The organism is Pseudorhodoplanes sp., from assembly GCF_035565855.1.
In the GTDB taxonomy this organism is placed as follows: domain Bacteria; phylum Pseudomonadota; class Alphaproteobacteria; order Rhizobiales; family Xanthobacteraceae; genus Pseudorhodoplanes.
In genome coordinates this window covers 1-7,024 of sequence record NZ_DATMRX010000298.1, presented here as the reverse complement: position 1 = coordinate 7,024, position 7,024 = coordinate 1, and the positions used below count along the sequence as shown (strand labels likewise).

At 64.1% G+C, this 7,024-nt stretch carries 8 protein-coding genes; 4 read left to right on the top strand and 4 right to left on the bottom strand.

Annotated features, from left to right (window positions below; translation table 11 throughout):
• Positions 1-47 precede the first annotated feature (47 nt).
• Together VN004_RS17285 and VN004_RS17280 are read left to right on the top strand one after the other, a co-directional pair.
• Complete coding sequence (locus VN004_RS17285; protein WP_325612641.1) at positions 48-398, top strand: DUF6152 family protein; 351 nt, start codon at positions 48-50, stop codon at positions 396-398.
• The gene (locus VN004_RS17280; RefSeq protein WP_325612638.1) at positions 399-890 is read left to right on the top strand and encodes a DUF6644 family protein; all 492 of its coding nucleotides are present in this window, start codon (positions 399-401) and stop codon (positions 888-890) included.
• A gap of 26 nt (positions 891-916) precedes the next feature.
• On the opposite strand, the gene tldD is transcribed toward VN004_RS17280, so the two are convergent.
• The 4 genes from tldD to VN004_RS17260 all read right to left on the bottom strand — a co-directional run bounded on the left by tldD (position 917) and on the right by VN004_RS17260 (position 4,579).
• The gene (gene tldD / locus VN004_RS17275) at positions 917-2,347 is read right to left on the bottom strand and encodes a metalloprotease TldD (RefSeq protein ID WP_325612636.1); all 1,431 of its coding nucleotides are present in this window, start codon (positions 2,345-2,347) and stop codon (positions 917-919) included.
• Between the two features lie 211 nt (positions 2,348-2,558).
• Positions 2,559-3,230, bottom strand: a complete 672-nt coding sequence (locus VN004_RS17270; protein ID WP_325612635.1) for a hypothetical protein — start codon at positions 3,228-3,230, stop codon at positions 2,559-2,561.
• 152 nt (positions 3,231-3,382) lie between these two features.
• Positions 3,383-4,033, bottom strand: coding sequence for a MarC family protein (locus tag VN004_RS17265; RefSeq protein WP_325612633.1), 651 nt, complete (start codon positions 4,031-4,033; stop codon positions 3,383-3,385).
• Positions 4,034-4,057: 24 nt separating this feature from the next.
• Positions 4,058-4,579 carry an invasion associated locus B family protein gene (locus VN004_RS17260; RefSeq protein WP_325612631.1) on the bottom strand — a complete coding sequence of 174 codons (522 nt, stop codon included), beginning with the start codon at positions 4,577-4,579 and terminating at the stop codon, positions 4,058-4,060.
• Between the two features lie 393 nt (positions 4,580-4,972).
• Here VN004_RS17260 and coxB point away from each other — a divergent pair, with 393 nt between their 5' ends.
• Positions 4,973-5,818 (top strand): cytochrome c oxidase subunit II, encoded by an 846-nt coding sequence (gene coxB, locus VN004_RS17255; protein ID WP_325612628.1) that lies wholly within the window; start codon positions 4,973-4,975, stop codon positions 5,816-5,818.
• 79 nt (positions 5,819-5,897) lie between these two features.
• Positions 5,898-7,024 (top strand): cbb3-type cytochrome c oxidase subunit I (locus VN004_RS17250; protein ID WP_325612625.1); only part of this gene is annotated, 1,127 nt, incomplete at its 3' end.

Sequence of the window (7,024 nt, the reverse complement as noted above, 5' to 3'; positions counted from 1 at the left end):
TCCGGGGTCGTGCGTTAGCGCAAAAATGAAAACGACGAGGTGACGTCATGATGAAGCCTCTGCTTGCCGCCCTGGCAACGCTCGCACTGGCCGGCGGCGGCGCGCTCGCTCATCACGGATGGGGAAGTTACGACGCGTCGAAGCCGATCACCGTCGACGGCACGATCCTGACGTCGAAATACGAAAATCCGCACGCGACCATCACCGTCAAGGCACCCGACAAGGTGTGGACGGTAACGCTCGCGCCGACCTCACGCATGATCAATCGCGGCGCCACCAGGGACATGGTCGCCGTCGGAAAGACCGTCTCTGCCTATGGCTATGCATCGACCGTGGAGAAGGACGAGATGCGCGCCGAACGGATCACGGTCGACGGCAAGACCGTCGAGATGCGCTGAATGTCCAACGCCGCTCCCGCGATCTTCGTCGCCCTGGAAGGCACGGCGCTTGCCGCAACGATACGGCAATCGCCCTATGCCTATATGGCGGCGAATGTCGCGCATATCCTGTCGCTGATGATCTTCTTCGGCGCGGTCGCGGTGATGGACCTGCGGCTCGTCGGCTTTTTCCAGTCGACATGGCCCGGCAGCCTCCTGCGGCGCACGCGCCTCATCGCCATTCTCGGATTTATCGGCCTCGTTCTTTCGGGCTCGATGTTGTTCATGGCCGAAGCGAGCCACGTCATTCTCAATCAGGTCTTTCAGATCAAGCTGCTGCTGATCGCGCTGGCGCTCGCCAATATCGCCTGGTTCGAAAAGTCCGTCGCGCCGCGCGTTCGCGATCTGCAGCCGCACACGCCGCTGCCGGTGCGCGCGCGCCTCATCGGCATGACGTCGATCGTGATCTGGCTCACGGTCGCCGCCTGCGGCCGGCTGATCGCCTATTTCTGAAGCGGGGTTGGCGTTCGAAGCGAACGCTAACCGGTGCCGCCCACGGTGATGCGATCCATGCGCAGCGTCGGCTGACCGACACCGACCGGAACGCCCTGGCCGTTCTTGCCGCAGGTGCCGACGCCGTGGTCGAGCGCGAGATCGTTACCGATCATCGAGATGCGATGCAGGTCCGTCGGCCCGTTTCCGATCAGCATGGCGCCCTTCACCGGCGCGCCGATCTTGCCGTTCTCGATCTTGTAGGCCTCGGTGCACTGGAACACGTATTTCCCCGAGGTGATATCGACCTGCCCGCCGCCGAAATTCACCGCATAGATGCCGTTCTTGACCGATGCGATGATCTCGCCCGGTTCGCGATCGCCGGCCAGCATGTAGGTGTTGGTCATGCGCGGCATCGGCACATGCGCGTATGACTCACGGCGGCCATTGCCGGTCGGCTTCATGTTCATCAGCCGCGCGTTCTGGCGGTCCTGCATATAGCCGACGAGAATGCCGTCCTCGATCAGCACGGTTCTGTTGGTCGGCGTGCCCTCGTCATCGATCGAGAGCGAACCGCGGCGCGAGGCGATGGTGCCGTCGTCAAGCACCGTGACGCCTTTGGCGGCGACCTGCTGGCCCATCAGGCCGGCAAAGGCCGAGGTGCCCTTGCGGTTGAAGTCGCCTTCGAGGCCATGCCCCACCGCTTCATGGAGCATGACGCCCGGCCAGCCGGCGGCCAGCACAACGTCCATCTCCCCGGCCGGGGCCGGCACCGATTCGAGATTAACCAAAGCCTGCCGGACCGCATCATCGACCGCACCGCGCCAGGCTGCGGTCTCGATGAAACGCGCATAGCCTTCGCGGCCACCATAGCCGTGACCGCCGGATTCCTGCCGGTCGCCCTCGCCGGCGACGATCGACACATTGATGCGAACCATCGGACGGATGTCGCGATAGATCTCTCCGTCGGCGCGCAGGATTTCGACCACCTGCCACGACGCGCCCAGGCTGGCGCTGACCTGCCGGACCCGCGGGTCCTTGGCGCGGGCATAGGCATCAATTTCCTGCAGCAATTTGACCTTGGCTTCGAAGCCCGGCGCATCGAGCGGATTCTCGTCCGAGTAGAGACGCACATTGCTGCGCCCCGGCGCCTCGGAATAATGGCCGCTATAGCCGCCCCGCACCGCCCGCACCGCATCGGCGGCGCGCATCAGCGCCGCCTCGGACAGATCCGAGGCATGGGCGTAGCCGACCGCGTCGGATTTGACCGCGCGAAGACCGAAGCCCTGCGCCGTGTCGTAGGTCGCCTGCTTCAGCCGGCCATTGTCGAAGCCCAGCGCTTCCGACTGCCGATATTCCAGGAACAATTCGCCATCGTCGGCGCCTTCAAGGCCCTTCGACAGGATGGAGCGGACACGCGAGCGGTCGAGACCGGCGCGATCGATGAGAGAGGCGGTGGGGGAGGTTTGATCTGTCATGCCTGCCAAGATAGTGCCGAAACCGCTCCCGCGCGAGGCTCGTTCTCGTCATTTCCGGGCGCCGTATCGCCGGCAGATTTGCGCAGCCGGCGAGTTCGGTGCGTGCCTCGCCCGGAGCAACGTCATCGCGAGCGAAGCGAAGCAACAGCCTTTAACCAAACGGATTGCTTCGTCTCTGACGCGCCTCGCGATGACGCCGATGTGGGGATGCCTACCCCTTCCGCTCCCGCATCCGCGCCAGCTGCCGCCAGCGACGGGACCCGCGGCTGCCGCGTGGCGGCAGGTCCTCATCGCGCGGCCGCTCGCGGTTGGCGAGGTAGTCCTCGACCGCCGCGCGCGGGGCGCGGGCAAGGTCCACGCCGCCGAGACAGAGCTCCGCGATCGGGCGTAACGGCCCCTCCGGCGGCATCTCGTCCGGCCGCCGTTTCGAACGGCGCCTCGGCAGGGCGGCGAGCCGCGCCATGTTGAGAAGCTCCAGCGCCTCTCCGAGCTTGACGGAATCGACGCACGCACTCGCCTCCAGCTCGCGGATGTGGCGCTCGGCGAGGGCCTGAAGGCGCGCGCCGAGCATGCGGCGCTTGAGCTTCGCGGTGGCGCGAGGCGTGGGCATCAAGTCGCAGGCGCGCGGCGCAAAGGGCAGCCGCTTCCAGCCGCCGTCGCGCGCCCAGTTGGAAATGCTGCCGGTGCTGACGCCGGTGCGCGCGGCGATCTGGCGGTAATTGAGCGTGCTCTGTTCAAAGAGTCGGCGCACCGCCGCGACCTTGGCATCGGTATGCGGCTGTCGCGGCCCGTACCGTGCGACCACGGCGTTCGGGTCATCGTGATCGGGCCGCACGCTGAGCCGAACAACCGGAGAGGGAGGATGAAAGGGGTAAAGGCGCATTCTAGGAATATAAACCTATAAACTCGGGATTGCAAGAGTCCACACGTCATTGCGAATGAAGCGAAGCGATCCAGCTTTTCAGGGCAAAATGGATTGAGTCGTCGCTGACGCGCCTCGCAATGAAAGAAATCTGCGAGGGCAGTGCGCGCCCCTCAGATCGGCGGAAGCTTCAGCCAGGCCGCGACCGCGCTCAGCACGAGATTGACGGCAAGCGCGGAGAGCAGCAGCCCCATGATCCGGCGCAGGAGCTGGGTGACGCCGCTGCCGGTCACCCGCTCGACCCAGTCACCCGCTAGGAAAATTAGGAGCAATCCGGCGAGAGCGGTCGCAAGGGCCGCAACCGTCATCACCTGCTCGGCGTGAGAATGGCGGTTGTTGTCCATCAAAAGGACAATCGTCAGCATCGAGCCCGGGCCGGCGATGATCGGGGTCGCAAGCGGATAGACCGCGATCGCCATGACGGCATCGCGGCGCGCCGCTTCGCCGCGCTTCGCGGGCACCTTCAGAGCATGCGAGGCATCGCCGAGCACCATCGAGACCGCGAACAGAAACAGCACGATCCCACCGGCGATCTGGAAGGACAGGAGCGAAATCCCCATCGCCGAGAGCAGATATTGTCCCCCGAACCCGAACGCCGTCAGGATCACGAAGGCCATCAGAACGGAGAGCACCGCAGCTCTGCGCCGCTCCGCGGCGTTGAAATCGGCGGTCGCGCCCATGAACAGCGGCAGATGGCTGACGGGATCGACGACGGCCCAAAGCGTCAGCAATTGGGTGAGGAACAGCGTCTGATCGGGGAGCATGGGCCGCCTGCTGAAGCGGGATGACTAGGGCAGCTTGTCGAAGCCTTCGCCGAAGCCCTTCAGTGCCATCGGGAAGCCGATTCCCTCTTCCGGGGTCTGGAAGATGATGAAGGTCGCCGTCTGCCCCTCGCGGAGCTGCTTCATCAGGTTATCGTCCATCACCACCTCTGCCACGCAGCCATTGGGCAGGCAGCGGACGAAACCGGCGCGGCCGATGTCGGTGTTGTCGATCTTCAGCCCCAGCCCCGACGGCAGCAGCACCCCGAGCGGGGCGATCACCCGCATCAGGCGGCTCTTGTTGTCCGCGGTTTTCAGCACGATCACCGTCAGCCCGATATTGGGCCGGTCCTCGGCGGTGACGCTCTGAATCAGGGCGCATTGCTCGGACTGAGCGCCCGGAGGCGTATCGCAGCGGATCTGCCAGTCGGCGTGGACCGACCTCACCGCGCCCTGCGCTTGGGCATACCCGATCTGCGAAATCAGGGTGGCGAGGATGGCGGCGAGCTGCGCCAGTCCGGCAAGCCTCACGGGCATTGAAATCAGCATGGAATCGTCCGGGGCTGGTGAAGGCCTCACTTAGCGCGGTCGGTGCGCCAACCGAATCGCTCAGTACAACGGATAGGGTTCGTGGCACCACGCGCGCCCAGCGCTGTCAAGCTCCGACACAACTGCCAAAAACCACGGTTTTCTGGCCGAAAACAGGCATTCTTCTGCCGGTTCGCCGCTAGGCAGAATGTCTCATTATTTCAATGCGCAGCCGCATTGCGAGCGGGACGGAATTATGGTTTGAGAAGCCGGGATTTTCCCTGAAATCCTGGTGCGCATCGCCGCTTCGGCAGGTTTTTGGCTCAGGCGCGCGCGCGCCCATCAGGCTGCCGCCACCATCACACGTGAGGTCGGCTGCCGATACGGCCGATTTGTCGAAGGAGCGAAGACCACATGCGGGTGCAGAATTTCTTGGTTGGGGCGGTGAGTGCCGCGGCAGCCCTGGTGCCCATGGCGGCGATGGCCGGCCTCGGGCAGCCCTCGCCCTGGCAAATCAGTTTCCAGCAAGCCGCGACCCCGATCATGGAGCAGATCACCTGGTTCCATGACTTCCTGCTGGTGATCATCACCCTGATCACCGTCTTCGTGCTGGCGCTGCTGCTCGTCGTCATCTTCAAGTTCAACGCGCGGGCCAATCCGGTTCCCTCCAAGACCACGCATAATACGCTGATCGAGGTGGTGTGGACGGTGGTCCCGGTGATGATCCTCGTCGCCATCGCCATCCCGTCGTTCCGCCTGCTGTTCAACCAGCTGACCATTCCAGCGGCCGACGTGACCATCAAGGCGACCGGAAAGCAGTGGTTCTGGACCTACGACTATCCGGACAACGGCTTTTCCTTCGATTCGCTGATGGTGCAGGAGAAGGATCTCAAGCCCGGCCAGCCGCGGCTGCTCGCCGTCGACAACGAGGTCGTGGTGCCGGTCAACAAGGTGGTCCGCATGCAGGTGGTCGGCGCCGACGTCATTCACGCCTTCGCCGTTCCGTCCTTCGGCATCAAGATCGACGCCGTTCCGGGCCGCCTCAACGAGACCTGGTTCCGGGCCACCCGCGAGGGGGTCTATTACGGCCAGTGCTCGGAGCTCTGCGGCAAGGACCACGCCTTCATGCCGATCACGGTCCGGGTGGTGAACGACAAGGACTACGCCGCCTGGCTCGACGAGGCGAAGAAGAAGTTCGCGAACACAACCGCGCCCGAAGGTATTAACGTGGCGTCCACGGGCACGCCGCAGGCGCAGTAACGCCGCAGAGAATGCGCGGCGCCCGGACGAAATCGCGCCCGGGCCGCGATACCGGAATTAAGACTAAAAGGGTAAGATCATGGCAGCCACGCCGCATACCGCCCACGCCGACCAGCATGCGCATGACGCGCATGACCACCCGACCGGATGGCGGCGATACGTTTATTCGACCAACCACAAGGACATCGGCACGATGTACCTTGTGTTCGCGATCATGGCAGGCGTGATCGGCGGCATTCTCTCGATCGCGATGCGGCTCGAGCTGCAGCAGCCGGGCATGCAGATCTTCCACGACGCGCATATGTTTAATGTCTTCACGACGGCGCACGGCCTGATCATGATCTTCTTCATGGTTATGCCGGCGATGATCGGCGGCTTCGGCAACTGGATCGTGCCGTTGATGATCGGCGCGCCGGACATGGCCTTCCCGCGCATGAACAACATCTCGTTCTGGCTGCTGCCGGCCTCGTTCGCGCTGCTGATCATCTCGCTGTTCGTGGAAGGCGAGCCAGGCGCACCCGGCGTCGGCGGCGGTTGGACGCTGTATGCGCCGCTCTCGACGACGGGCCATCCTGGACCGGCTGTCGACTTCGCCATCCTGGCGCTGCATATTGCCGGCGCCTCGTCAATCCTCGGCGCGATCAACTTCATCACCACGATCTTCAACATGCGCGCGCCGGGTATGACCCTGCACAAGATGCCGCTGTTCGTGTGGGCGATCTTGGTGACGGTGTTCCTGCTGCTGCTGTCGCTGCCGGTTCTCGCCGGTGCGATCACCATGCTGCTCACCGATCGTAACTTCGGCACCACCTTCTTCTCACCGGACGGCGGTGGTGACCCGATCCTGTACCAGCACCTTTTCTGGTTCTTCGGCCATCCGGAAGTCTACATCCTGATCCTTCCGGGCTTCGGCATCGCGAGCCAGATCATCGCCACCTTCTCGCGCAAGCCCGTGTTCGGTTATCTCGGCATGGCTTATGCCATGGTCGCGATCGGCGGCATCGGCTTCGTCGTGTGGGCGCACCACATGTACACCGTCGGCATGAACACCGCGACGCAGGCTTATTTCGTCGCCGCCACAATGGTGATCGCGGTGCCGACCGGCGTGAAGATCTTCTCGTGGATCGCCACGATGTGGGGAGGCTCTATCGAATTCCGCACGCCCATGCTCTGGGCGGTCGGCATGATCTTCCTCTTCACTGTCGG

Excerpts from the sequence above, each read along its gene's own strand:
- VN004_RS17285 (WP_325612641.1), top strand. The coding sequence starts at position 48 with ATGATGAAGCCTCTGCTTGCCGCCCTGGCAACGCTCGCACTGGCCGGC.
- VN004_RS17280 (WP_325612638.1), top strand. The coding sequence starts at position 399 with ATGTCCAACGCCGCTCCCGCGATCTTCGTCGCCCTGGAAGGCACGGCG.
- tldD (WP_325612636.1), bottom strand. The coding sequence starts at position 2,347 with ATGACAGATCAAACCTCCCCCACCGCCTCTCTCATCGATCGCGCCGGT.
- VN004_RS17270 (WP_325612635.1), bottom strand. The coding sequence starts at position 3,230 with ATGCGCCTTTACCCCTTTCATCCTCCCTCTCCGGTTGTTCGGCTCAGC.
- VN004_RS17265 (WP_325612633.1), bottom strand. The coding sequence starts at position 4,033 with ATGCTCCCCGATCAGACGCTGTTCCTCACCCAATTGCTGACGCTTTGG.
- VN004_RS17260 (WP_325612631.1), bottom strand. The coding sequence starts at position 4,579 with ATGCTGATTTCAATGCCCGTGAGGCTTGCCGGACTGGCGCAGCTCGCC.
- coxB (WP_325612628.1), top strand. The coding sequence starts at position 4,973 with ATGCGGGTGCAGAATTTCTTGGTTGGGGCGGTGAGTGCCGCGGCAGCC.